We start from the raw sequence: 25,757 nt of genomic DNA, 5'->3' as shown, positions 1-25,757 counted from the left end.
TTTTTATAACTACTTTCACTCGAAAGAGCGTTTTATTGAAATCTGTTTGACTGTGCAGAAAGAACGATTAAAAGAAAAAGTGGTTTCAATTGCTGAGTCTCACCAAGGTACAAGCGTGACTGATAAACTTAAGAAACTTTATCTTTTACACACCGATGTAGACGGGATGTACTACCTATTATTTAAAGCTATTTTTGAAACGAAACTGAGCTATCCAAAAGCCTATCAAATCGCGGTGAGATATAGTACATGGTTAATGAATGAGATCTACAGCCAACTTATAAAACTAAAAACCGATGCAACTTTTCATGATGCAAAACTATTTTTATATATGATTGAAGGCACAATCTTTCAGCTTTTAAGCTCAGATGGGGCAGTCGATCGGGAAAAGGTGCTGGATTATTTTCTTAATGCTAAATAGAAGGTCAACGCGTTTGAATATAAGAATAAACTTTGGCTTCGTGTATTAAAAAAAAACCTTGATGAAATGGACAAGGCCTTATTTACTTTAAACTTATTTGTTCAGCTCAGGTGGTAAATGCTGTGCCAAATAATCAATTGCAAGACGGGTTTTAAGTGGCATAAAAGGCAGCGTAGGCCATACCAAATGAATCGGAAAACCTATGCTCGACATGGTTTCTAGCACTTGAACCAGCTTACCATCCTGTAATTCATTTTGAATAAGCCAGTCGGGCAGCCAAGCGATACCAGCTCCAGCAAGTGCTGCATTTTTAATGGCTTGCAAGTCATTTAAAAGAAGTTTTGTTTTGGGTTTAAAAAATAAAGGCTCGCTATTTTCCTGTTGAAGTTGCCATTTTTTTATTTGACCAAAATGCGGATCGGCAATTGTGGCGTGGTGGTCTAAGTCTTCAATATGTTCTAGGGGACCTGCTTTATTTAAATAGTCAGGTGAGGAACAAAGTAGCATTCGATGCTGACCAATCGGTTTGGCAACCAACTGAGTGGTGTCAGGTAACGTTCCGATTCGGATGCATAAATCAAAACCTTCTTCGACTAAGTCTACAGTTCGATCATTAAATGAAATTTCTAGCTGTAAGTCCGAATGCTGTTGAGCAAATTTAACCATGAGCGGGGCAGCAAAGAGTTGACCGAAAAGTACTGGCACAGACATTCGTAAACGGCCTGTTGCATTAATTTTCCCTTGGTCTAATAAAGCCGCTGCATTTTGTATTTCACTTAACGCTCGGCGACTATGTTCATAAAACAAAGCGCCTTCATCAGTCATGCTGAGTGTTCGCGTTGTTCTTTTAAATAAAGCAACACCAAGCTGATCTTCAAGGCGAGCAATATTTTTACTAATGGCTGAGCGGGTTAAATGCAATTGCTCGGCAGCTTTTACAAAACTTCCAGCTTCAACCACAGTCACAAATATAGAAATTGCACTTAGCTCTTGTTGCATGATTGTTGCCTGAAAGGAACCAATATAAAGAAATAATATCACCACTGTTGAATTTATTGTGGAGTTAATATGATTTCATCAAAAACGTGGAGATGGTCATGGCTAAAATATTGGTATTAAAATCCAGCATTATGGGTGAGGGTTCACAAACTAATCGCCTGATTGATGTCATGCTTGAACATCGAAAAGACCAAGGTTTGCAAGATGACATTACCATACGCAATTTAGCGGAAATAAACCTGCCTGTATTAGATTTGGAAATTTTCCAAGCGCTTCGTGGTGCTGAAAATATAAATCAAGACATTCAGCAGATCGTTGCTTTGTCTGATGAATTAATTGCTGAATTAAAAAGTGCTGATTTATTGGTTATTGGCGCACCCATGTATAACTTAAATGTACCGACTCAACTTAAAAACTGGTTCGATTTGGTGGCACGCGCAAGACAAACATTCCGCTATACCGAAACCTATCCTCAAGGTTTGGTTGAAGGCGTAAAAGCGGTGGTGGTAAGTAGTCGGGGCGGTATTCATGTTGGTCAAGACACTGAGGCAGTCACGCCTTATCTCAAAGCGGTTTTAGGACTAATGGGCATTCATGACGTCGATTTTATCTATGCAGAAGGCTTAGACATGCAAGCTTATCGCAGCAATGCTTTAGATCTGGCAAACCAGCGAGTTAAAGAATTCGCCGTTTAAAATCATGAGCTGAAACTCTTGTAACTCTAATTGATAACAAGAGTTTCTAAGTCTATTTAAATCACATTTCTGAGTTCATTTGCCGTGTTGCGTAGCAATGGCAAAATTTGCTGAACCAAATAATCTTCTTGTACACGGTTGGTTTGAGACATACAATTAAGCGCTGCTATAGCTTGACCTTGAGCATTAAATACAGGCACTGCTATCGCGATCACACCAAGCTCATGTTCTTCTTTGGAAAGACAATAATCCGATAACGAAATGCCCTTAAGCACTTCAAAAAACTTTGACTCATCTACAATGGTAAATGGGGTTAAGCGTTTTAAACCATAAGTCTTTACCCATGCATGCTGAGCTTCTTCGGGCAGTGCTGCCAGCAATACTTTACCTGTGGAAGTTGCATGGGCAGGGAGTCGATTTCCTAAATGCATGCCGTAAGGGCTTACGCGTAAATTATCTTGCTGCGGTAAATAACTACGGGCAATCGGTACGACTTCATTATCGTCCAGCACTACAATCGAAAAAGTGAGAGACGTCTGCGCACACAAAAGATTTAAAAATGATTGAGCAACTTTAGGTAAATGCGCAGAGCTTAAATAAGAACTCGAAAAGCGCAGCACGCGATGGGTGAGCCAAAAGTAATGTTCATCTGTTTCTAAATAGCCTAAGTATTTTAAAGTTTTTAGATAACGCCTTGCCGCTGTACGACTAATACCTGTTCGTTCAGCCACTTGAGTCACATTGAGCCGTTGCCGATCTGTTCCAAAAGCTTCCAGTAAAGCTAAGCCTTTTGCTAATCCTGCAATGTAGTCTTCTTGACGAATTTTCTCATGCGAGTTTGGGTGCTCTAAAAAAGCATCGAGAGAAGGCATCCTTTCATTCCTGTTATTTTGGTTGTTTCTGTCCGCTATTCGGACAAACTAAATGATAAACGGTTATTTTCGTCTTGGATACATAGTGCACAAAACTTAAAGCCAGTAATTTAAAAGTCAGGATGAAACAAGGATGAAGTTATGGATATTTTAAAGACACAGGTTGCAATTATTGGTTCTGGACCAGCAGGATTATTGCTTGGGCAACTTCTATATAAAGCTGGAATCGATCATATTATTGTTGAGCAACGTAGTGCTGAATATGTGGCTTCACGGATTCGTGCAGGAATTTTAGAACAAGTTTCGGTCGACTTACTTAAACAAGCAGGCGTTGACCAAAATTTAAAAGACAAAGGATTGCCGCATTCAGGCATTGAAATCTTAACCAATGGTGTAAAACATCGGGTTGATTTGGCGGCACTAACAGGTGGAAAACAAGTGACCGTATATGGTCAGACCGAAGTGACTAAAGACCTGATGACTGCGCGTGAAGCAGAGAAGCTGACTTCATTTTATGAAGCTCAGAATGTACAGGTTAAAGATTTCTACACTGCACCAAAAGTTGAGTTTGAGCACCAAGGTAAAGCTTTTCAAATTGAGTGTGACTTCATTGCAGGTTGTGATGGCTACCATGGCGTTTGCCGTGCTAGCGTGCCAGAAGATAAAATGAAAACCTTTGAAAAAGTTTATCCATTTGGCTGGTTAGGTGTGTTGGCAGATGTTCCACCTGTAGCCGATGAATTGATTTACGTACAATCAGAACGTGGATTTGCTTTATGCAGTATGCGTTCTGAAACGCGTAGCCGTTATTATTTACAAGTCCCTTTAACAGATCACGTAGAAGACTGGTCGGATGAAAAGTTTTGGGATGAGTTAAAAAACCGCCTAGATCCTGAAAGCCGTGAAAAGCTAGTAACTGGAGCCTCTATTGAAAAAAGTATTGCGCCGTTACGTAGTTTTGTGACTGAGCCAATGCGCTTCGGAAAACTATTTTTAGCAGGTGATGCTGCGCATATTGTTCCACCAACAGGAGCAAAAGGCCTAAATCTCGCAGCTTCCGATATCGCTTATTTATCAAGCGCACTTATTGAGTATTATGTTGAAGGTTCCGAGCAAGGGATTGATCAATATTCTGAAAAATGTCTACAACGTGTATGGAAAGCGGAGCGTTTTTCTTGGTGGATGACTCATTTATTGCATCGTTTTGAAACTGAAAGTGAGTTTGATCATAAGATTAAACAAGCCGAACTAAGTTATGTGCTCGGGTCAATTGCAGGTAGAACAACATTGGCTGAAAACTATGTCGGTTTGCCTTATGAGATTAAGCAGATTGATAGTTTTAAGCACGCAAGTTGATTTTCTAAGTAATGAGGGAACCTGCTTTAACGCGGGTTTTTTTATTTTAAAGCGATTAAAAATACCAAGTACATCTTCATCTTTTTAAGCTTAGCTCCCTTGAGAGCTAAGCTTACCTAAAAAATTAAAATGAAGAGTAATAAACTCTCCATATGTGGAAATAAGGAATAACTTTGAGGAGTAAATTCCTTATTTCCGGCTAACGATTTAAAACACATGTTTCGATCGTTAGCACCATCAACCAGATAGGCATATGACCTATGTGGATAGATCTTTTTATGACTTTTGAGGGTCATATAATTTTTCTTTAATGAATAGGGCTGGTATCACACCACAAATCAGGTAGGCAGCGCCCATTACAACAAAACCTAAACCAATAGAACCACCAGACGCTAAGAAGCCAATTGTGGCAGGTGCAAGGGCTGCTCCAAGACGACCAACATTATAAGCACCGCCAATTGCTGTACCGCGGATGGCTGTCGCAAAACTTTCGGTCATATAGGTTGCATTTACGCCGTAAGGAATACCGTATAAGAAACCGAAGGTAATGAGTAAATATAAAATATTGCTTGGTGAGTTATAAAAGACAATAAGTGGTAAGAAAATAGCAGTGCCGATTGCACCAAAGGCATAGGTAAAACGACGTCCTAGTTTGTCTGCCATCATGCCGGCAAGAACTTTACCTAAAATCATCGCGGTATATGTACCCACCATATAGGCAGTCATTTCTTTAAACTTCATACCCAATTCACTTTCTAGATATGATGGCATCCAGTTATTTACGCCATAGTAGCCAAACTGTAAGAAGCCCGCTGTTAAAGCCCATAAGATAAACATATTTCGGTTTCGTTTATCTTGAAAAATAAGCTTAAATGCTGATGTTTTTTCATTATTTTGCGTAAGGCTAGTTTGCTGTAGTCGAGCCTGTTGCCAAGCTAAAGGTTCTGGCACAAGTACATGCATTAAAACAGCAATAATGACTGGAATAATCGCAACATAAAACAGCACACGCCAGCCATGATCTGGAATAATCCAGCCTGCAAGTAATGTCGCAACAATGTATCCCACAGTCCATCCTGCTTGTAAGGTCCCAAGAACGGTTGTGCGAAAACGAGTTGGTACATACTCGGCCATGAGGGTATTACAGGCAATATAAAGTGAACCGAGACCGAGTGAGGCAAAAAATCTTAAAATACCGAATTGAAGAAAGCTTTGAGTAAAACCAAGTCCGCAAGTTAAGAGTGAAAAAATGAGAATAGAAATAACAACAATTCGGACACGACCAAACTTATCACATGCCCAACCACCAAAAATTCCACCAATAGCCATACCAGCCAAAGTAAAACTACCGAGCATGCCGGCTTGTACCGAACTTAATCCAAAATCTGCTTTAATACTATTTAAGCTATAAGACAGTAACATCAAATCTGCACCATCAACCAATAGTGCGAGAAAAGCGAAAATGAAAGCTATTTTCCATGTATGAGGTTGTATACGTGAAAGACTTTCTTTGTAATTTGTAGCCATAATCCATTACCTACATTTGATTGAAAGCACTTCAAGTCGTTTTAAAGTGCTCTAAATTTGATTAAGACGCAGCGCGAATCATGTTTCGGGCAATAATCATTTGTTGAATTTGGGTCGTACCTTCATAGAGGCGGAACAGACGAACATCTCGATAAAAACGTTCAATGGCATATTCACTGATGTAACCTGCGCCACCGTGAATTTGTACGCAGCGATCAGCGACACGACCACACATTTCGGTTGCAAACATTTTTGCGCAGGAAGCTTCCGTGCTGACGTTCTGTCCTGCATCACGTAGACGAGCAGCATCTAAAACCATGCATCTGGCTGCATAAATCTCGGCTTTTGAGTCAGCAAGCATGGCTTGAATAAGTTGGAATTCGGCAATGGGTTGCCCAAATTGTTTACGCTCGATGGCGTAATTTAAAGAATCGTCTAGCATTCTTGTCGCGGCCCCAACACTTAACGCCGCGATATGTAATCGACCCTTATCAAGCACTTTCATGGCAGTTTTAAAGCCAACGCCTTCAACTCCACCAATGAGTGCTGAAGCAGGAATACGACAATTTTCAAAAATCACATCACAAGTGTGAGCGCCTTTTTGCCCCATTTTTTTATCGCGTTTGCCAAGAGAAATACCCGGAGTTTGGCTGTCGACAATAAAAGCAGAAATACCACCAGCACCCTTAATATCAGAACTTGTGCGTGCCATTACTGTAAATACGCCAGCGTGAGGGGCATTGGTAATAAACCGTTTGGTGCCATTTAAAATATAAAAGTCGCCATTTTTTACTGCACTAGTCTTTAAAGATGCAGCATCAGAACCAGCATCTGGTTCAGTTAAGCAAAAAGAACTGATTACTTCACCGCGAGCTAAACGTGGCAAGAAAAATGATTTTTGAGTTTCGGTACCGTCAATAATGAGACCACTTGAACCAATGCCATTATTGGTACCAATAAGAGAGCGAAAAGCAGGAGAAGTACGCCCTAATTCAAAAGCCACATAGACCTCTTCTTCCATCGTAAGTCCAAGGCCTTCGTACTCTTCTGGAATGGTTAAACCAAATAAGCCCAGCGTTTTCATTTGCTCAATAATATCTTGAGGAATCTCATCCGTTTCAGCGACTTCATTCTCATGAGGAATTAAGACACCTTCAACAAATTGTCGAATCATATCAACAAGTTGATTTAAGGTTTCCTGATCTCGAATCATAGTCTCATCCTTTTACTACATGCTAAGAACATCAATTCGATGTTCGTAAAATCATCAATATTTGAAGCGATAGTAATCAAAGGATGAATGCAAAACAATATATTTTGAAAATTAATTTCGCAATGCGGTACTTTGTTATTGATTTATCTTTAGCTAATTTATTGATTTATTTAAGCTATATTTTCTTATAAAAATTCATCATTTTTAGTGGGAAATTAAAGTTTGATTTTTAAAATGAGGTGTGTATATTAAAAATATATATCGCTATGCGAAATTTTAAATGGATAAATTTTCCTATAGGAAATGAATCACCAGATAGAGTGGGATGAAGATGGGTGCTTTAAATGGAATTCGGGTGCTTGACTTAAGTCGGGTGTTGGCTGGGCCTTGGTGTGGACAAACACTGGCCGATTTAGGTGCAGAGGTCATCAAAATTGAAAGACCGAAAGTAGGTGACGATACTCGTTCGTGGGGACCACCTTGGATGAAAGATGACTCTGGGTTTGATACTCAAGAGGCTGCTTATTATCAGTCTACAAACCGCAATAAACTATCGGTTGCCATCGATATTGCCAGCCCAGATGGTCAAGAATTGATTAAAGCTTTAATTCAAGACACAGATGTGGTCATTGAGAACTATAAAGCGGGTTCTTTGAAAAAATACGGTTTGGATTACGAGTCTTTATCTGCAATTAACCCGAAATTGGTGTATTGCTCGATTACAGGTTTTGGTCAAACTGGCCCAAGAGCTGAAGAACCTGGTTACGACTTTATTATTCAGGGAATGGGCGGGCTCATGTCAGTCACAGGTGAGCGTGATGATTTACCGGGCGGTGGCCCCCAAAAAGTAGGGGTGGCTTTTTCTGATTTAGCTACAGGACTTTATTCTACGATTGCCATACAAGCTGCTTTACTTAACCGCCATATCACTGGTTTAGGACAATATATTGACATGGCTTTGCTTGATGTCCAAATTGCGACTATGGCAAATCAGGGAATGAATTATCTTTCATCAGGTAATATCCCTAAGCGTTATGGCAATGCACACGCCAATATTGTGCCTTACCAAGTATTCAAAGCTTCTGACCGTGATTTTATTATTGCATGTGGAAATGACACTCAGTTTATTCAGCTCTGTAGAAGTATTGGCTTACCCGATTTACCCAATGATGCACGTTTTGCGCGAAATGCAGACCGAATCAAGCATCGTGATGAAATTGTCGAAATTTTATCAACTCACTTTTTAACAAAAACAGCAGGTGAATGGGTAGATGCTATTTATGCTGCTAAAGTTCCGGTAGGTGTAATCAATAATTTGGAACAAGCTTTTCAAGAGCCACAAGTCATTGCCCGAGAAATGTTGGTCGAGATGAATCACCCGCAACGTGAAAAATTGAAGGTAATTGGTTCGCCAATCAAACTTTCAAGAACACCTGTTGAGTACAAAACAGCTCCTCCGCTGTTGGGTGAACATACACAAGTGGTTTTAGGTCGAATCGTTTCTCTGGAAAAATTAGATGAGCTTAAGAAAAAAGGCGTGATTGGGTAAACTGGCCTTAAAGCGAAGGGTTAAAATTAGAAAATAAAATATTTAGCCTTTCGCTTGAATGGTTTAAATCAAGTTATATTTTAGATGCAGACTAGGACGTTTGCTTTTTTGCTATTTATAGAAAAAATAGATTATAATTTTCGCAGTGCGAAACAAAATGTGGATTGGTATAGATATGAATGATGCAGTAGATGCAGAGCAAACAGAAAAATTATTAGCGCCTTTAAGACATGAATTATTACATCCGATTCAAGACATGCAGGATGAAAATGATCGCCAATTTATTACTGCATTAGCCCGTGGTTTAGAGCTATTACGTTGTTTTACCCCAAAACATCAGCATTTGGGCAACCAAGAGCTTGCTCAGATGACGGGTTTACCTAAACCAACCATTACTCGTCTAACGCACACTTTGTCTCGTTTGGGTTATATCAAACAAGTACCAAACTCGAGCAAATTTCAACTTTCCGTTGGGGTTCTTGCTTTTGGTTACTCGATGCTTTCTAACGTGTCGATTCGTTCTATTGCTCATCCATATATGAAAAATCTGGCAGACTATGCTGGCGCTGCGGTTGCAATGGCAACACGTGATCGACTCAATATGATTTATCTTGACGTGGTACAAGGTAAAGGAAATATGACCATGCGCCGTCAGGTCGGAACTTATTTACCCATTCATTTAAGTTCGATGGGACGTGCATGTTTAGCTGCAATGCCTGAAGATGAAAGAGAGTTTTTACTTGATACGATTCGTAGCAAGCACAAAGAAGACTGGATCAAGATTAATCGTGATTTAGATAAAGCTTTTAAAGACTACCAAGATTTTGGATATTGTTTTTCAATTGGTGAATGGCACAAAGATGTGAACTCAGTTGCAGTTCCACTGATTCATGAACAACATGGTTTACTGGTGTTCAACTGTGGCGGTCCAAGCTTTATTATGAACCGTGAAAAACTTGAAGAAGATATTGCACCACGTCTCTTACATATGGTGAATAACATTCGTACTGAGATTAGTTAATTGTACTGAATTAAAAAATCAAAAAAGGCCAGCAAAGATATTGATTGCTGGCCTTTTTCATAAGTTATATTTCAAATGACATGCTTATGAAAGTTCGGTTTTCTTTTTTCTTTAAAGGCGCTTAGAGCTTCTTTAAATTCTTCACCTTGCAAACAATGAGAAAAAATAGTCGACTCGTGATCAATACGATTTAATAGATCATCGATTGGCATATCTCTTAGTAACTTTTTGCTGAGCTGTAAAGCTTGACTTGGCTTATTTGCGAGTTTGGTTGCCGTATCTTCAACAAATTGATTAAGCTCATTTTCTTCGCATACGTTATTTACTAAACCATAATTTTTAGCTTGTTGCGCCGAAAATTTCTCGCCCAGTAAAATAATTTCAGAAGCTTGAGCGAAACCTAATAATCTCGGTAAGATGTAACTAGAACCTGCTTCAGGCACAAGTCCGAGATTCACAAAAGGAAACTGAAAAATAGAGTTTTGACTTGCATATACGAGGTCACAATGTAAAAGCATGGTGCTGCCAATACCAATCGCCACACCATTTACCTTGGCAATAATCGGTTTTGGAAACGTTGTTAGGCTTTTTAAGAAAACAATCGAAGAGGGTGGTTCGGTACTGGTTGTATTACGCGTTTCGAATGCATTTACATCATTGCCACTGGTAAATGCAGACCCTTCGCCTGTGAGTATAACAACATGAACTTCTTCATTGATTGCTGCCTCATTTAATGCCTGACTGAGTGCAGAATACATTTCATAATTAATTGCATTCTTTTTGGTGGGATTGCTCATTGTTAGCGTGAGTATATTTTTATCTAAATGTTGCTTAATCACACCTACTGTCAATTTATTTTGACTCTTATTATCCTGTTGCATCACTCATTCCTTTTGTTTAACTATTTGAAAAATATTTGCTTTATTGTTGATTCAAACCAAATATTCTCAGACAGATTTAAAATTAAAAACTTAAATTAATAAGATGATCCTATCGAAAATAAATTCCATTATCAATTAATTTTTTTTATATTGTGGTATATAATTTTGTATTGCGAAATTTTAAGCTTTATAAGTTTAGAAATGTTTACAGGATTTACTGGTAATAAAGTACCTAGACATGCTAAGGAAATCAGAAGCTAGGTATATAAAAAGTGAGTGGAAATAATATGAAGACTAAAATTACAGAATTATTTGAAATCGAGCACCCGATTATTCAAGGCGGTATGCATTATGTCGGTTTTGCGGAGCTTGCTGCTGCGGTTTCAAATGCAGGTGGATTAGGCATTATTACTGGCCTGACTCAGAAAACGCCTGAAAATTTAGCAAAAGAAATTGCGCGCTGTCGAGAAATGACTGATAAACCTTTTGGCGTGAATTTAACTTTTTTGCCTACGGTGAATACCCCTGATTATCCGGGTTTTGTAGAGGCAATTATTAAAGGTGGGGTAAAGGTTGTAGAAACAGCGGGGCGTAATCCTGAACAAGTCATGCCATATTTAAAGGCGGCTGGCATTAAAGTAATTCACAAATGTACTTCGGTTCGACATAGCTTAAAAGCACAGCAAATTGGGTGCGATGCAGTTTCTGTAGATGGATTTGAGTGTGGTGGCCACCCTGGTGAGGATGATGTGCCAAATATGATTTTATTGCCTTTAGCAGCTGATGCATTAGAAATTCCATTTGTTGCTTCAGGAGGTATGGCGGATGGACGTTCACTCGCGGCAGCTTTAGCCATGGGGGCAGATGGAATTAATATGGGCACGCGTTTTATTGCAACTCAGGAAGCTCCTGTACATGCAAATGTAAAACAGGCGATATTGAATGCAACCGAACTAGATACGCGTTTAATTATGCGGGCTTTACGAAACACCGAACGTGTCATGAATAATGCGGCCGTAGAAAAAATCGTGGCAAAAGAAAAAGCGCTTGGTGAGAGCATTAAATTTGAAGATATTATTGAAGAGGTTGCAGGCGTCTATCCAAAAGTCATGATTGATGGCGATGTTAATGCAGGTGCATGGTCATGCGGTTTAGTCGCAAGCTTGATTCATGATATTCCGACATGCGATGAACTGGTTAGCCGAATTGTTAAAGATGCAGAAGACATTATTCGTGGTCGATTATTAGGGCTTTTATAGGATTTATCCTAGCCCCTATAATTAACTATTAGCATACTTTATATAAGATCAGCACAAGTTTTAATTGTGCTGATTTTTTGCATCATTCACACAATAATAAAGACATAAAATGGCAAAAATTAAGCCCAAAATGCAGACACCTGTCCATCCGAAGTGTTTCCAAGCGTAGCTTCCTGCTGTTGTGCCTAAAGCACCGCCAGCAAAGTAACCTGTCATATAAATCGCGTTAAACCGTGAGCGTAATTCTTGATTAAGTTTAAATACAATACTTTGGTTGGTGACATGTACAGCAGAAAGAGAAGCGTAAAGAATGAGTAAGGCAATAATGTAAAAAGCGAAATGGTAGGGTAAAAGTGAAAAAAGTATCCAACTTAAAATTAGCCCGATGCCGCAATAAATTGAAATTTTGTGGATATACCCTTGGTCAATAAATTTGCCTGAAAAATTGGCAACGAACGTTCCTAAAACACCAACAAAACCGAAAAGACCAATCGTAAAGTCACTAAAAAAATAGGGAGCGGGAGCCAATAGTAATGACATGGTGGTAAAAGTTAAGCTCACGCAAGCAAATGTAAAACCACCAATATAAGTTCTGGTTCTTAAACGTCGATTTTGGATAAAAATTTGTGGAAGTGAGCGGATGGTTTTCGCATAGTTTTCAGATTTGGTGGGTGGGAACAATCCAATACTACGGTGCAAAATAATGGCGATAACCAGTAATAAAAAGCCACTGACCAGATAAATAATATTCCAAGCGAAAAGTGTAGACATCAGCCCTGAAAGGGAGCGAGCGAGTAAAACACCCATCATTAGTCCGCTCAGTAAAAAGCCAACCACACGGCCGCTTTGTTGAATCGGAACCAGACTTGCAGCAAGCGGTAATAACAGTTGGGCTGAACTGGAAAATAGACCAGTAATGACGGTGCCAAGCAGTAAAAGATAAATATTGTGCGAAAACCCGCTAATAATTAAGCCACTTGCAGCCAATAACATAAAGATAAATAGTAGCTTGCGCTTTTCTATTATGTCTCCCAACGGCATTAAAAACAGCAAGCCACATGCGTAGGTGATTTGGGCTAGAGTCGGCACCCACGCTGTAGTCGTTTCAGTTAAATTTAGGCTTACACTAATTGAGTGAATAAGTGGCTGACTAAAATAATTTCCACCTGTACAAATGCCTGCTGCAATAGCCATTAAAATAATGGTTGGGGTATAGAGTGCGTTTTTCATCATGCCTATAGTCATAATGAAAGTGGAACTTTAATCAACACAACCATGACTGTTTTAAGTATGGTTGTTAGTGCGTTTCATTCAAAGCATCTTGAATATTGTGCACCATGTGGATTAAACGTGGTCCAATTTCACCTTCAAGTTTTTCGGGATTTAAATGAAAACTTGGTGCACCACAGTTAAAAACATAAAGACCATGTTTAGAGCTGACCAAAGGTACAGCCACTGAGTTCACTTCTTTATGCCACTCACCTAAAGACAAACAATATCCATAATCTTGATAATCACGGAAAGCTCGTTCTAAAGAGCGTTTTATGGCTGGCCAGTTTTCGGGGTTCTTTTGCTTCAGTGCATCGAGTAGAAAATTACGCTCACGTTCAGGAGTTGCAGCTAAACAAGCTCGACCCATTGAACTACTATGAATTGGCAAAGTCGAACCAATGGGACGGCGCATATTTAATGCAGTTTCAATTTGCACCACATCGATATACACCATATTTAATCGGTCACGTGTTGCCATTGCCACAGGCGCTTGCACATATTGACTCATCTCTTCCATATATTGATGAGCAATAGTACGGATAGAGATATTCGACAATGCTGCATACCCTAAAGATAAAACACCAATGTCTAGGGTATATTTGGTCGAATTAGGCAATTGTTTTAAATAACCTAATGACACAAGGGTATTGGTAATACGTGCAATAGTCGGTTTAGGTAAACCTGTCATTTTTGCGAGTTCTTGATTTCCAAGTACCTGATTATTTGCAGAAAAGCAGCGTAAAAGTTCTAAGCCACGCGCTAAGGAAGCGATAAATTGAGGGTTATTTTCCCGATGAATATGTGAAATAGGATCTAGGCGTATCTCATCAAAATTTATTGGTTGTTCAGTTTTTGAATTCTGAGACATTCGATCCTCAAATATAATAAAGCAAAGTTTTGCTATTATATTTCGCTCTGCAAAATAAATCCATTCATCACTGCGCTGTTGTGATGAATGGATATCTGGTTTGGTAATTATGAAACGTTTTCAATCACCATAGCGAGGCCTTGACCCACACCAATACATAGGCTTACGACAGCATATTTCTTTTTACGACGAATGAGTTCGCGTGCCACAGTTAAAGCAAGACGGGCACCAGAAGCACCAAGTGGATGACCAATAGCAATCGCGCCACCGTTTGGATTTACGCGTGGGTCATTAAAATCAACATTTAAACCTTTTAAACAAGATAAAACCTGTGAAGCAAAAGCTTCATTAATTTCAATAATATCCATGTCATCTAAAGTAAGCCCCGCACGCGCAACTGCTTTTTTAATGGCTTCAATAGGGCCTGCGCCCATAATGCGTGGCTCAATACCAGCTGCTGCCGCTGACAAGATTTTTGCCATTGGTTTTAGGCCATATTTTTGGCCTGCTGCTTCTGAACCAATCAGGAGGGCTGCAGCGCCGTCATTAATGCCTGAAGCATTACCAGCAGTCACCACGCCACCTTCAAACAATGGTTTTAATTTCGTAAGTGCTTCAACAGTCGAGCTTGGGCGAGGGTGCTCATCTTCAGAAACCAGTTTTGGTGGTAGCTTTTTGCCTTGGAAAACCTCAATTGGGGTGATTTCACCCGCAAAGAAACCTTCTTCTTTGGCTTTTTGATATTTGGCTTGTGACTGAGCTGCAAATAAATCGGCTTGCTCGCGTGTAATACCAAAGTCGGCAGCAACATTATCGCCCGTTTCAGGCATTGAGTGGCCGCCGTACTGGGCAATAATTTTTTTATTCGGAAAACGAGAGCCAATTGTGGTGTCATAAATTTTAGCATCACGGCTATAAGCACTTTCCGCTTTACCCATCACAAAGGGTGCACGTGACATACTTTCTACGCCACCTGCAATATATAACTCACCTTCACCACAAGTAATAGCACGCGCGGAGTCAATTACGGCACCTAAACCACTGGCACATAAACGGTTTACGGTTTGACCGGGTACGGTTACTGGTAAACCTGCAAGTAAAAGTGCGTTTCTCGCAACATTACGGCTATCTTCACCTGCTTGGTTGGTATCACCCAAAATTACATCTTCAATATCAGCACCCGGAACACCAGTTTTTTCAAGTAACTTTTGAATGACTGTCGCTGCTAAATCATCTGGACGAATTGAGGCAAGTTCACCTGCATGGCGACCAATTGGGCTACGTAAACCATCATAAATATAAGCATTTAACATTGAGAAATTCCTTTTCAAGACTCGTGAGTAAAAGTGAGAGGTAAATTAAGCGCGACGCGACGTTGTAACCATGGGCTAGGGCGATAGCGCGGGTCATGGGTAAGGGCTGTTATACGATTGAGAATGAGTAAGATTTTTTGACTACCTATTTGGTCGCCCCACTCAATTGGGCCAAATGGGTAGCCTAAACCAAGACGTACTGCCGCATTAATGTCATCTACTGTTGCAATATTTTGCTGGGCAATATCACAGCCTAAATTAATGACCATGGCTAAAACACGCTGAGCAACAAAGCCGATACTTTCAGCAATCATGCTGACCGTATTTCCATCTAAATTGAAAATAGAGTGAGCTGCCTGACGGTAGTCAGCTTTTGTGACAAGTGAAGGCATTAATGTGCGATGCTTTGCAATGCCATATAACATGTCTATAGCAACAGCTTGCTCAGGATTAACGCCTAGGCGTATAGCTGCTTGAGTTGTGTCTTCGCCGTAACAAGCGAGTAAACATAAACTGTCTGATTGCGGTGCAGAGCCAGTATCTAAGGCAATATTTTGCTGAGTTAAATAATCTTCAAGCTGTGTTTTATCTTCAGAAAAATCTGCTGCTACCCAAACTTTTGGATATTGTGCTAAACGGTCTACAAACTTGGCGGGTTGTTCACCTGTTTTTGAGCCAGTTTCATAATTATAAAAACCTTGATTAACCTTGCGTCCGAGTTGTTTAGCCTCCAACATTTGTTTGGTTAACGGGCTGGGTTTGTAGCGTGCTTCTTCATAATATTGATGGTAAATCGACTCCATGACAGGATGAGAAACGTCAAGCCCCGTTAAATCCATTAGCTCGAAAGGTCCCATTCTAAAACCAACACCGTCACGTAAAATTCGGTCAATTTCACTAATGTCGCAGACATTTTCATTTAGAATTTTTAAAGCTTCAGTTCCGTAAGCTCGTCCAGCATGATTAATAATAAATCCTGGTGTGTCCTTCGCAACCACAGGGCGGTGGCCGAATGCACGAGACAAGCTATTTAAAGCGTCGATAATAAGTGGATCGGTTTTTAAGCCCCGAATGACCTCAACCACTTTCATGAGTGGAACAGGGTTAAAGAAATGGTAGCCCACCACGCGTTCAGGTTTTTTACAGTTTGCAGCAATTGCCGTAATAGAAAGAGAAGAAGTGTTGGAAGCTAGGATGGTATTTTCGGAAACAACCTCTTCAAGTTGTTGCATCAAACTTTGTTTGATATCCAGACGTTCAACAATAGCTTCAATAATCAAGTCGCAATCTTTTAAATCTTCAATTTGTTGAGCGACAATTAAATGACCATTTGCCGCTGCAGCTTGTTCAGCCGTAATTTTATTTTTGTCGACCAACTTTTGAAATGTGGCAGCAAGTTGTTCTTTTGCTTGTTCTGCTGCACCTGCCTTAGCATCATATAAATAAGTGGTATGTCCAGATTGTGCAGCAATTTGAGCAATACCACTGCCCATAATACCTACACCAATCACAGCCATGCTTTTAATATCATAAGTCATGTCGATCATCCTGATTATTGATCTGTATTTGAAATTAAGCGGATAAATAAGGGTTGGTGATTTAGCTTAAGCATTGTTTATCACCATCAATTGGTAAGATCTGGCCTGAAATAGAACGCCCACTATCTGAGGCTAAAAATAGGCATAAATCTGCGATATGTTTCGGATTTACAAAATATTTGAGCGACTGATTTTTAAGTGCATTTTGTGTGACCTTCTCAAGAGAACTTTGGGCTACATCTGCGCGGGCCTGTAGAACGCGTTGGACACGGTCACCATCAACAGCACCCGGAAGAATCGCGTTAACTCGAATATTATCTGCACCGAGTTCCATAGAAAGCGTTTTAGTAAAACCAATGAGACCCCATTTTGAAGTGGAATACGCCAAACGATATGGATAGCCTAAGCGACCTGCAATTGATGACATATTAATAATGACACCAGCGCCGGATTGCTTTAACAAGGGAATCGCTAATTGAGTAATTAAAAAAGTGCTATTCAGATTCAAATTAATCACCGTGTTCCAGTCATCAAAACTCAGTTCATCTGCGGCAATGGTTGGGCCTGAAATGCCTGTGTTGTTAACTAAAACATCGATATGGCCAAGTTTTGTTATCGCTTCGGCAAACATAAGCTTAATCTGCTCAGGCTCTGCTAAATCACATGCATATATGTGCAACTTTGGATAATCTTTCTGAAACTGTTCTAGACTTTGAGCATTAATATCACAAACGAAAACTTCATCATCGTTGTTTAAAAATGCTTCAGCAATGCAACGTCCAATCCCTGAACCGCCTGCACTAATAAATACTTTTTTAGCCATTTTCATTCCTTTGGTGTTGTTTATTTAAATTATTTACCTTGATACGAGGGTTTGCGTTTTTCAATAAAAGCTTGAACACCTTCATTTTTATCTTCGGTAGAGAACAGTAGTTGGAATGCTTTACGCTCTAGCGTTAAGCCTGCATTTAATGGAACGTCTTCGCTCATTAGGGCAACTTCTTTAATTTGTTGCAGGGCAATAGGAGGCATTTTCGCGAGACTCTGCGCCATTTGAATCGCAGTTGGAATGGTCTGGTCGTCTTCTGTGACTTGTGAAACAAGACCGATGATATAAGCTTCTTCGGCTTTCACCATAGCACCCGTCATAATCATGCGCATGGCATGGAATTTACCCACAGCACGGAATAAGCGTTGTGTACCACCAGCACCCGGCATTAACCCGACTTTAATTTCCGGTTGACCAAAGGTTGCGCCTTTACCCGCAATAATAATATCGGCATGCATTGCAAGTTCACAGCCCCCTCCTAATGCATAACCGTTTACTGCAGCAATCACAGGCTTAGGGCATTGAGCAATCGCATTCCAATAACGTTCCGTATGACGCAATAACATTTCTGTGGAAGTAGCGGTTGCCATTTCTTTTAAATCGGCACCTGCTGCAAAGACTTCTTCACCACCTGTGAGCACAACTGCATTGATCTGATCGTTAAAACTTAATTCGGTAAAAGCTTGTGCTAGTTGTTTACGAACTTCTGTATTCAGTGCATTTTTTGCTTCAGGTCGATTTATTTTTACAATTGCTATTTTTTGAATAGAAAAGTCGACCTCTACGAAATTATTCCCTGTTGATATACTCATTTTTGAATTCCTTGTTTCGCACATCAAAACTATATTCCTTTTATGATGCTTATTTTGGAATTTATTTCAAGTCTTATTTAGTCTGTTCAAACGATAATGAACTACGAAATAAGCTAAGTAATTGATATTGCGTAATGGTAATTTTTAAAATTTCGTTTAACGAAATTAATTTTCAAAAAAGCTTGAAATTTGTATTTTCGTTCTCGTACTATGAAACACATCCGCAGTAAACAAGATTTAAAACATGGTATCCAGACAATCTGGAGATGGCTGATGGGTACGATGGAAATACATAAAAAGGGAGATCACAGATGATCCGTGATGAAGGGATGTTGGAGCAGTTACTTTCAACAATTCGAGATTTTGTAAAAAATGAATTGATCCCTCGTGAAAACGAAGTGGTAGAGAAAGACAAAATTCCAGATGACATTGTGCAGCAAATGCGTGAGCTTGGTTTATTCGGCCTCACAATTCCCGAAGAATATGGTGGCCTAGGCATTACCATGGAAGAAGAAGTCAGAGTTGCATTTGAACTTGGGCAAACTTCACCAGCTTTCCGTTCTTTAATTGGTACCAATAATGGTATTGGCTCAAGTGCAATTTTGATTGATGGCACAGAAGAGCAAAAGCAGAAATATTTACCGCGTTATGCAAGTGGCGAAATTATTGGTTCATTTTGTTTAACCGAGCCTGAATCGGGTTCCGATGCGGCCTCTTTAAAAACCAGTGCCGTAAAAGATGGCGATTTTTATGTGTTAAACGGTACCAAACGTTTTATTACCAATGCGCCTCACGCTGCAACTTTCACTGTAATGGCTCGAACGAATCCTGAAATTAAAGGGTCAGGCAGTATTTCAGCTTTTTTAGTTGAGGCCAATACACCAGGCATTACGTTGGGCAAAATTGACCAAAAAATGGGGCAAAAGGGTTCGCACACCTGTGATGTGATTTTTGAAAATTGTCGTGTACCTGCTTCTGCACTCATTGGTGGGGTAGAAGGTGTTGGTTTTAAAACAGCCATGAAAGTGCTTGATAAAGGGCGTTTGCACATTGGTGCATATAGTGTGGGTGTTTCTGAGCGTATGTTAAATGACGCATTGCACTATGCAATTGAGCGCAAACAGTTTGGTCAGCCTATTGCGAACTTCCAGTTGATTCAAGCCATGCTTGCTGACTCAAAAGCCGAAATTTATGCGGCTAAATGTATGGTTTTAGATGCAGCTCGCCGCCGTGATAATGGTGAAAACATTAGTACAGAAGCGTCTTGCGCAAAAATGTTTGCAACTGAAATGTGTGGCCGCGTTGCCGACCGCTGTGTACAGATCCATGGTGGCGCAGGCTATATCAGTGAATATGCCATCGAGCGTTTTTATCGCGATGTACGTTTGTTCCGTTTATATGAAGGAACAACGCAAGTTCAACAAATTATTATTGCTAAAAATATGATTAGGGAAGCTACAGCCTAATAAAAAACAAATGCCATGAGGCATTGGATGCCTCATGTTCCTTCTGAGGATATGGACATGACAACAGAAACAATTACGCAAAATACGGCTAGCAGTGAAGCTATCCAGACACCAAAAAAGATTTGGATTACCGCATTTATATTCGCTTTTTTAACATTGTTGTGTGATGGGGCCGACTTAGGTTTTTTGGCATTAAGCCTGACCAGTCTTAAAACAGAATTTCATTTAACAGGTATTCAAACTGGAACATTAGGTAGCTTAACACTTTTAGGTTCAGCAATTGGCGGCTTGATTGGTGGTTGGGCATGTGACCGTTTTGGACGGGTCCGCATTATTGTGTTTTTTATTGCTTATTCTTCAGTTTTAACCTGTGCGCTTGGTTTTACTGATTCTTATATGCAGTTTGCCATCTTAAGAACCTTTGGTGCGATGGGCTTAGGCGCGCTTTATATTGCCTGTAATATTTTAATGTCAGAAATGGTTCCGACTAAACATCGCTCGACTGTTTTGGCGACTCTTATGACGGGTTATACCTTAGGTTCCTTGCTAGCGACCTTATTGGCAGGGCATATTATTCCTGAACATGGCTGGCGCTTCCTATACTGGATTGCCATTACCCCTGTGGTGTTGTCAATTTTGATGCACTTTTGTGTACCTGAACCTGAATCATGGAAAAAATCTCGTCAACTAAAAGCTTTAGAAGTGGCTCAAAGTAACCAACCTAAAAAACGTCAAAACCCATATCTTGAAATTTTAAGAGATAAGAAACATGGCACCATGTTTGTTCTTTGGATTATTAGTACTGGTGCGTTGCAGTTCGGTTATTACGGCGTAAGTAACTGGTTACCGGCTTATTTAGAGTCTGATCTTGGCATCAAGTTTAAAGAAATGGCCATGTATATGGTTGGTACTTTCCTGATTATGATGTTTGCCAAAGTGATTGCAGGAATCGTTGCCGATAAATTAGGACGCCGCGCTGTATTCGCTTTCGGAACCATTGGTACAGCACTGTTTATTCCAGTCATTGTCTATTTAAATACCCCAACCAATATTTTATGGATGATGCTGTTCTTCGGCTTCCTTTACGGTATTCCGTATGCAATCAATGCCACCTATATGACAGAAAGTTTCCCGACTTCAATTCGAGGTTCGGCAGTGGGTGGTGCTTATAACATTGGTAAAGTACTTTCTATTTTCTCTCCATTAACAATTGGTTATCTATCGCAAAACGGTTCTATTGGCTTAGGGCTTTTGGTGATGGCTGCTGCGTATTTTATCTGCGGCGTGATTCCATTGTTATTTATTAAAGATCGACTATTTAACCCGCAAAAGGCAGAGTGACAGATCAATCTGTCACCTTAAATTAAGGATGAAAAGGGACAAGTGAGATGATAAATAAAATCACCAGTGACATTGAACCGATTTTAAAAGCTATTCCTGATGGAGCAACCATCATGACAGGCGGGTTTGGTGTGACGGGGCAACCTGCTGAATTAATTGAAGCCTTAATCGATTTAGGGAAAAAAGAACTGATCATTGTAAATAACAATGCGGCTTCGGGTGATCGTGGTTTAACAAATCTGATTATTGCCGGTTGCGTTAAAAAAATGATTTGTTCTTTTCCGAAATCTGCGGGGTCAAACGTTTTTCAAGACTTATATCGAGCGGGAAAAATCGAGTTGGAATTGGTTCCGCAAGGTAATTTGGCTTGTCGTATTCAGGCGGCTGGCGCAGGCTTGGGCGCTATTTTTACTCCGACTGGCTATGGTACTAAAGTTGCCGAAGGTAAAGAAACCCGAACCATTAACGGTAAAAATTATGTACTTGAATATCCCCTTGAAGCTGATTTTGCATTGATCTATGCCGATAAAGCTGACCGCTGGGGCAATTTAACTTACCGCAAAGCAGCCCGTAATTTTGGGCCGATTATGGCAAAAGCCGCCAAGACCACGATTGTTCAAGTGAATGACACTGTAGAGCTAGGAACGCTTGATCCTGAATGCATTATTACGCCGGGAATTTTTGTTCAGCACGTTGTAAAAGTAGGAGATATCTAATGTCAGTTCAAAAGCGTTCTCGTGAAGATATTGCCAAACTCATTGCCAATGACATTCCGGAAGGTTCTTATGTGAATTTAGGGATTGGCTTACCGACCAACGTTGCTAAATTTTTGCCAAAAGACAAAGAAATCTTTTTACATTCAGAAAATGGTGTTCTGGCTTTTGGTCCACCTCCGCAACCTGGCGAAGAAGACCAAGATTTAGTTAATGCCGGAAAAGAACTCGTCACTTTATTAGACGGTGGATGCTTTATGCATCATGGTGACTCGTTTGACATTATGCGTGGCGGCCATCTGGACATTTGTGTGATTGGCGCATTTCAAGTTGCAGTCAATGGAGATTTGGCAAACTGGCATACTGGTAAAGCAGATGATGTACCAGCAGTCGGCGGTGCTATGGATTTGGCGGTCGGTGCAAAAACAATTTATGTCTATATGGAACATGTCACTAAAAAAGGTGAGTCCAAAATTGTAAAAGAGCTGAGCTACCCAATGACGGGTGAGCAATGTGTCAATCGTATTTACACCGATTTATGCATTATTGAACTCAAAGACCAAAAAGCTTATGTCACAGAAATGGTGGAAGGTCTTAGTTTTGATGAATTACAAGCAGTCACAGACTGTGAACTAATCGATGCACGTGTAGCTTAAATACACACGGAAAAAACGCTTCTTTAAGGATTAAAAGATGAAAAAATTAATTTTAGCTGCAGCTTGCGCTGCGGCTTCAGGGACTATTTTTGCAAATTCTTCAGATACGACAGAACAAAGAATTAATTTGCTAGAAACCGAGCTGCAAAAATTAAAAGCAGAACTTGCTGCTCAGAAACAAACTCAAAATAATTTACAGGTCAAACAGGTAAAGATTGAAGAGAACATAGAAAAAACTAAAGCAACTGTAACAGAGAAGCCTGTTGCTCCTTCGTGGGTCACTTGGACCGATAATGTTAAGGTTTACGGTATTGCCCGTATTGATGCAGCGGTTGATTTTAAATCATCGCCTGATTCGGGCGGTAGATCGACCAGCAGTTTGTACCGAACACCTTTTGAAAGTGAAAAACGTTCAAATCATGCACGCTCTGATGCCATGATTAATGCAAGCCGATTGGGCGTTTATTTTAATAGCCCTAATAAAGCTGTGACTGGAAATATTGAAGCCGATTTCTTTGATAGCTCTAACATGGGAACTGGCGATGGTAAATTCCGTATCCGTCATGCTTTTTTCACTTATAAAGACTGGACCTTTGGCCAAACATGGTCACTCATGTCTAACATGGAAACTCGTACAGAAGCTGTCGATTACACGCAATTTGTGGGCACTTCCTATACACGGACGCCTCAAATTCGCTATGACTGGAAAATTGATGCCAATAATGATTTAAAAGTAGCCTTGGAATATACAGGTTCGAGAGTCTCGGCATTTCCAACTTTAACGGGTCGTTATAGCTTTAAACAAGGCCCTTTAACGACCCTTGCTCAAGGCTTTATTAATGAAAAATCTACAGATGTCGCAACTGCCACGGTTAAGAAGGTAAGCTGGGGCGCTGGAGGCGGCTTAAAATATCAATTAACACCTCAGCAGTCGGTACAAGCAAATTATCAATATATTGTCGGCGATCAAAAATTTATGCCGTACACCACCCAAAGTGGTTTGGCAAATTCAACAAATTTAAATGCCGCGGGTGATTTTTCTTTAAACGAAGACAAAACAGATTTGGTTATGAATAAACTCAATAGCGTAAATATTGGTTATTCATATAAATTCAATGAGCAATGGCGTGCAAACTTATCGGCTTCAATGTTTGATTATGATGACGATACGGCTTATGCCAAACTCAATCCCGATGCCAATAAGCGTTTAACCGACTATGCTGCTAACGTCTTTTATTCGCCTATTGAACAAATGGATATCGGTATGGAATACCATCAAGGTAAACGAGAAGTCTTTGATGGCAGAACAGCCGATGTGTCACGTGTAAACTTTGTGTCGATGTATAAATTTTAAAATAGGGCGTAATTAAAAAATGGAAAAAATAGTTCGACCCGATGCAGACAATATTTTGTCAAAAAGCTTTATTTTTATCATGGCGATGACATGCGGGATTTGTGCGGGTTCGAACTATTATAACCAGCCTTTAATTTATTCAATTGCCAAAGCCTTGCAAGCTAATGCCGAGCAAGTGGCTTTAACCATTGTGATTGGACAACTGTCTTATGCAGTAGGACTGTTTCTATTGGTACCACTCGGTGATTTCTTTGAAAAGCGTAGTTATATTTGTTTGCTCATGTGTTGTACGGGGCTTGCACAAGTGGGGCTTTCTTTTAGCCAAACTTTACCGGTCTTATATGGCTTTACCTTTTTAGCGACATTCTTTTCTATTGCAACTCAAGTTCTAGTTCCATTTGCCGCAGGTTTGGCAGGTCCGAAAAAAAGCCCGCAAGTTGTTGGGACTCTCATGAGTGGTTTGTTCTTGGGAATTTTATTGGCGCGCTCTATTGCGGGTTTACTTTCTACGGTTTGGTCTTGGCATGCTGTTTATTTAATTAGCGGAATTGTCATTTTGGTATTTGCTTGGGTGATGTGGGTGAAGTTGCCAGTTGCACGTAAGTCTCATCAACTCAATATTCTACAGATTTATGGTTCACTATTTTCATTAGCAGTACATCAACCTCATCTGCTTCGCCGTGGTTTTGCAGGTGGAGTTGGCTTTGGTATTTTGGCTCTCATTTTTACCACCATGACTTTTATTTTGGCGAATGAGCCTTATCACTTTAACGATTTCCAGATTGGTTTATTTGGGATTGTTGGACTGGCAGGTGTGTTTGCGACCCCTTGGGCAGGTAAGAAAATTGCGGCAGGGCTTGAAAATAAAATTGCATTGATTTGCATGAGCTTATTAATAAGTGCATGGATACCGCTATTTTTTGCACAGCAGTCTCTGGTTGCCTACGCTGTAGGGGTTGTTATGGCGTACTTTGGTTTATCGGCATTTCATGTACTTAACCAAAATCTGGTCTACCGAATTTCGGCTGAGGCTCGTTCGCGTATTAACTCAATTTATATGACCTTATATTTTGGTGGAGCCGCCTTGGGTTCTTTTATTGCGGTGTATGCATGGAAACATTGGGGGTGGGAAGCGTGTGCCGCTTTAGGTTTAGCGATGGCAATATTAAGTTTTATGATTGATCGCTTAGATTTTTATGAAATGGACAAAATTGCAAAACAAGAAAAAGCTCCCTAAACAGGAGCTTCAATATTTTATTATTTGCGAATAATCATTAAGGTTGCCGAGGCAAAGGCATACACTTTGCCGTTCTCATCTACAATTTTACCTTCGGTACTAATAATATTACGGCCCGCATTAATTAACTCAGCTTTTGCATAGTAAGACGTGTCAACTTGCATTGGGCGAATCATTTTTACATTTAAATCAATAGTTCCATACCCAACGCCATGTTCAAGTAGGGTATGAGCTGCACTTCCTGTAGCAGTATCTAGAGCTGTGGCGCAAAAACCACCGTGTACACCGCCTTGTATATTTCTATGTTCTTTGCGAGGGGTAACTTTATAAGTTGCTTTACCTTCGGATACTTCAACGAGTTCCATCGGTATGGTATGAGCCATAGGTGATGGAGAAACTTCACCATTTTTTAAAGCGGTTAAAAACTCAAGACCTGTGTATTTCGGGCTTTCCATGAATCGTCCTTGGGTAATTAAACAATCTAATCACAATACTATAAATTGAATTTTTACGGAATAATATTTTGCAATACAAAATTTAAATTTATTCTGATTATTTAGTGCTA

24 protein-coding genes are annotated in these 25,757 nt (G+C 40.0%); 12 read left to right on the top strand and 12 right to left on the bottom strand.

Going from position 1 to position 25,757, the window contains the following annotated elements; all coding sequences use genetic code 11:
* Positions 1 to 421 (top strand): TetR/AcrR family transcriptional regulator (locus NL42_RS12355; protein ID WP_461312967.1); only part of this gene is annotated, 421 nt, incomplete at its 5' end.
* A gap of 93 nt (positions 422 to 514) precedes the next feature.
* On the opposite strand, the gene NL42_RS12350 is transcribed toward NL42_RS12355, so the two are convergent.
* A complete protein-coding gene (locus NL42_RS12350; RefSeq protein WP_461312966.1) occupies positions 515 to 1,420 on the bottom strand; it encodes a LysR substrate-binding domain-containing protein in 906 nt (301 codons plus the stop codon).
* A gap of 98 nt (positions 1,421 to 1,518) precedes the next feature.
* Between NL42_RS12350 and NL42_RS12345 the strand changes: the two genes are divergently transcribed.
* On the top strand, positions 1,519 to 2,115 hold the full coding sequence (locus NL42_RS12345) for an NAD(P)H-dependent oxidoreductase (RefSeq protein ID WP_461312965.1): 597 nt from the start codon (positions 1,519 to 1,521) through the stop codon (positions 2,113 to 2,115).
* Positions 2,116 to 2,171: 56 nt separating this feature from the next.
* Here NL42_RS12345 and pobR read toward each other — a convergent pair whose 3' ends face one another.
* Positions 2,172 to 2,987: an IclR family transcriptional regulator PobR gene (gene pobR / locus NL42_RS12340; protein WP_013198256.1), complete on the bottom strand. Its 816-nt coding sequence runs from the start codon at positions 2,985 to 2,987 to the stop codon at positions 2,172 to 2,174.
* Between the two features lie 141 nt (positions 2,988 to 3,128).
* Here pobR and pobA point away from each other — a divergent pair, with 141 nt between their 5' ends.
* Positions 3,129 to 4,343, top strand: coding sequence for a 4-hydroxybenzoate 3-monooxygenase (gene pobA, locus NL42_RS12335; protein WP_461312964.1), 1,215 nt, complete (start codon positions 3,129 to 3,131; stop codon positions 4,341 to 4,343).
* A gap of 276 nt (positions 4,344 to 4,619) precedes the next feature.
* Here the strand turns inward: pobA and NL42_RS12330 are convergent, their stop codons facing one another.
* Positions 4,620 to 5,870, bottom strand: coding sequence for an MFS transporter (locus NL42_RS12330; protein WP_461312963.1), 1,251 nt, complete (start codon positions 5,868 to 5,870; stop codon positions 4,620 to 4,622).
* 61 nt (positions 5,871 to 5,931) lie between these two features.
* On the bottom strand, positions 5,932 to 7,083 hold the full coding sequence (locus NL42_RS12325) for an acyl-CoA dehydrogenase family protein (protein WP_461312962.1): 1,152 nt from the start codon (positions 7,081 to 7,083) through the stop codon (positions 5,932 to 5,934).
* Between the two features lie 331 nt (positions 7,084 to 7,414).
* Here NL42_RS12325 and NL42_RS12320 point away from each other — a divergent pair, with 331 nt between their 5' ends.
* Both NL42_RS12320 and NL42_RS12315 read left to right on the top strand, forming a co-directional pair.
* Positions 7,415 to 8,632, top strand: a complete 1,218-nt coding sequence (locus NL42_RS12320; protein ID WP_461312961.1) for a CaiB/BaiF CoA transferase family protein — start codon at positions 7,415 to 7,417, stop codon at positions 8,630 to 8,632.
* Positions 8,633 to 8,807: 175 nt separating this feature from the next.
* Complete coding sequence (locus tag NL42_RS12315; RefSeq protein ID WP_461312960.1) at positions 8,808 to 9,653, top strand: IclR family transcriptional regulator; 846 nt, start codon at positions 8,808 to 8,810, stop codon at positions 9,651 to 9,653.
* Positions 9,654 to 9,724: 71 nt separating this feature from the next.
* Here the strand turns inward: NL42_RS12315 and NL42_RS12310 are convergent, their stop codons facing one another.
* The gene (locus NL42_RS12310; protein ID WP_461312959.1) at positions 9,725 to 10,534 is read right to left on the bottom strand and encodes an enoyl-CoA hydratase; all 810 of its coding nucleotides are present in this window, start codon (positions 10,532 to 10,534) and stop codon (positions 9,725 to 9,727) included.
* 287 nt (positions 10,535 to 10,821) lie between these two features.
* Here NL42_RS12310 and NL42_RS12305 point away from each other — a divergent pair, with 287 nt between their 5' ends.
* A complete protein-coding gene (locus NL42_RS12305) occupies positions 10,822 to 11,793 on the top strand; it encodes an NAD(P)H-dependent flavin oxidoreductase (RefSeq protein ID WP_461312958.1) in 972 nt (323 codons plus the stop codon).
* Positions 11,794 to 11,853: 60 nt separating this feature from the next.
* On the opposite strand, the gene NL42_RS12300 is transcribed toward NL42_RS12305, so the two are convergent.
* From NL42_RS12300 to NL42_RS12275, 6 genes are all read right to left on the bottom strand, one after another.
* On the bottom strand, positions 11,854 to 13,026 hold the full coding sequence (locus NL42_RS12300) for an MFS transporter (protein WP_461312957.1): 1,173 nt from the start codon (positions 13,024 to 13,026) through the stop codon (positions 11,854 to 11,856).
* A 64-nt stretch (positions 13,027 to 13,090) separates the two neighbouring features.
* Positions 13,091 to 13,933: an IclR family transcriptional regulator gene (locus NL42_RS12295; RefSeq protein ID WP_461312956.1), complete on the bottom strand. Its 843-nt coding sequence runs from the start codon at positions 13,931 to 13,933 to the stop codon at positions 13,091 to 13,093.
* A gap of 107 nt (positions 13,934 to 14,040) precedes the next feature.
* The gene (locus NL42_RS12290) at positions 14,041 to 15,246 is read right to left on the bottom strand and encodes a 3-oxoadipyl-CoA thiolase (RefSeq protein WP_003651130.1); all 1,206 of its coding nucleotides are present in this window, start codon (positions 15,244 to 15,246) and stop codon (positions 14,041 to 14,043) included.
* A 14-nt stretch (positions 15,247 to 15,260) separates the two neighbouring features.
* Complete coding sequence (locus NL42_RS12285; RefSeq protein WP_461312955.1) at positions 15,261 to 16,784, bottom strand: 3-hydroxyacyl-CoA dehydrogenase; 1,524 nt, start codon at positions 16,782 to 16,784, stop codon at positions 15,261 to 15,263.
* Positions 16,785 to 16,845: 61 nt separating this feature from the next.
* Positions 16,846 to 17,607, bottom strand: coding sequence for an SDR family oxidoreductase (locus NL42_RS12280; RefSeq protein ID WP_205469470.1), 762 nt, complete (start codon positions 17,605 to 17,607; stop codon positions 16,846 to 16,848).
* Between the two features lie 29 nt (positions 17,608 to 17,636).
* Positions 17,637 to 18,425 (bottom strand): enoyl-CoA hydratase, encoded by a 789-nt coding sequence (locus NL42_RS12275; protein ID WP_461312954.1) that lies wholly within the window; start codon positions 18,423 to 18,425, stop codon positions 17,637 to 17,639.
* A gap of 311 nt (positions 18,426 to 18,736) precedes the next feature.
* Between NL42_RS12275 and NL42_RS12270 the strand changes: the two genes are divergently transcribed.
* The 6 genes from NL42_RS12270 to NL42_RS12245 are packed head-to-tail and all read left to right on the top strand — an operon-like array spanning position 18,737 to position 25,192.
* Positions 18,737 to 19,891, top strand: coding sequence for an acyl-CoA dehydrogenase family protein (locus NL42_RS12270; RefSeq protein WP_461312953.1), 1,155 nt, complete (start codon positions 18,737 to 18,739; stop codon positions 19,889 to 19,891).
* Positions 19,892 to 19,948: 57 nt separating this feature from the next.
* A complete protein-coding gene (locus NL42_RS12265; RefSeq protein WP_461312952.1) occupies positions 19,949 to 21,232 on the top strand; it encodes an MFS transporter in 1,284 nt (427 codons plus the stop codon).
* Positions 21,233 to 21,279: 47 nt separating this feature from the next.
* On the top strand, positions 21,280 to 21,948 hold the full coding sequence (locus NL42_RS12260) for a 3-oxoacid CoA-transferase subunit A (protein WP_461312951.1): 669 nt from the start codon (positions 21,280 to 21,282) through the stop codon (positions 21,946 to 21,948).
* On the top strand, positions 21,948 to 22,601 hold the full coding sequence (locus tag NL42_RS12255; RefSeq protein WP_016138550.1) for a 3-oxoacid CoA-transferase subunit B: 654 nt from the start codon (positions 21,948 to 21,950) through the stop codon (positions 22,599 to 22,601). The genes NL42_RS12260 and NL42_RS12255 overlap by 1 nt, the downstream gene beginning before the upstream one ends.
* Positions 22,602 to 22,638: 37 nt before the next feature.
* Positions 22,639 to 23,955, top strand: coding sequence for an outer membrane trimeric porin-like protein DcaP (gene dcaP / locus NL42_RS12250; RefSeq protein WP_461312950.1), 1,317 nt, complete (start codon positions 22,639 to 22,641; stop codon positions 23,953 to 23,955).
* A 19-nt stretch (positions 23,956 to 23,974) separates the two neighbouring features.
* Positions 23,975 to 25,192, top strand: a complete 1,218-nt coding sequence (locus NL42_RS12245; RefSeq protein ID WP_461312949.1) for an MFS transporter — start codon at positions 23,975 to 23,977, stop codon at positions 25,190 to 25,192.
* A gap of 20 nt (positions 25,193 to 25,212) precedes the next feature.
* Here the strand turns inward: NL42_RS12245 and NL42_RS12240 are convergent, their stop codons facing one another.
* On the bottom strand, positions 25,213 to 25,647 hold the full coding sequence (locus NL42_RS12240; RefSeq protein ID WP_044101922.1) for a PaaI family thioesterase: 435 nt from the start codon (positions 25,645 to 25,647) through the stop codon (positions 25,213 to 25,215).
* Positions 25,648 to 25,757: the final 110 nt, after the last annotated feature.

The organism is Acinetobacter sp. GN11 (genome assembly GCF_054823985.1).
The sequence above is the reverse complement of the archived record's forward strand: the minus strand, read 5'-3'. Positions and strand labels throughout refer to the sequence as shown.